Raw genomic sequence first — 759 nt, forward strand, 5'->3', positions numbered from 1 at the left:
CCGGAGCGCCAGCTTCGGTGGAGGCAACGTTGGGATACCACCCTGATCGTATCGGAGTTCTAACCTGGTACCGTAATCCGGTACAGGGACCGTGTCAGGTGGGCAGTTTGACTGGGGCGGTCGCCTCCTAAAATGTAACGGAGGCGCCCAAAGGTTCCCTCAGAATGGTTGGAAATCATTCGTAGCGTGTAAAGGCATAAGGGAGCTTGACTGCGAGACCTACAAGTCGAGCAGGGACGAAAGTCGGGCTTAGTGATCCGGTGGTACCGAATGGAAGGGCCATCGCTCAACGGATAAAAGCTACCCTGGGGATAACAGGCTTATCTCCCCCAAGAGTCCACATCGACGGGGAGGTTTGGCACCTCGATGTCGGCTCATCGCATCCTGGGGCTGAAGTAGGTCCCAAGGGTTGGGCTGTTCGCCCATTAAAGCGGTACGCGAGCTGGGTTCAGAACGTCGTGAGACAGTTCGGTCCCTATCTGTCGTGGGCGTAGGAAATTTGAGAGGAGCTGTCCTTAGTACGAGAGGACCGGGATGGACGCACCGCTGGTGTACCAGTTGTTCCGCCAGGAGCACCGCTGGGTAGCCAAGTGCGGACGGGATAAGCGCTGAAAGCATCTAAGCGTGAAGCCCCCCTCAAGATGAGATTTCCCAGTATGTAAGACCCCTGAAAGACGATCAGGTTGATAGGTTCGAGGTGGAAGTGCAGCAATGCATGCAGCTGACGAATACTAATCGGTCGAGGGCTTATCCTACGAA

The 759-nt window shown here is 55.7% G+C and carries 1 rRNA gene; it reads left to right on the forward strand.

From position 1 onward, the window contains the following. Positions 1-755: ribosomal RNA gene (locus I8J30_RS32620) — 23S ribosomal RNA — on the forward strand; the annotation flags it as partial. Positions 756-759: the final 4 nt, after the last annotated feature.

Source organism: Paenibacillus lignilyticus (assembly GCF_017942085.1).
GTDB lineage: Bacteria > Bacillota > Bacilli > Paenibacillales > Paenibacillaceae > Paenibacillus_Z > Paenibacillus_Z lignilyticus.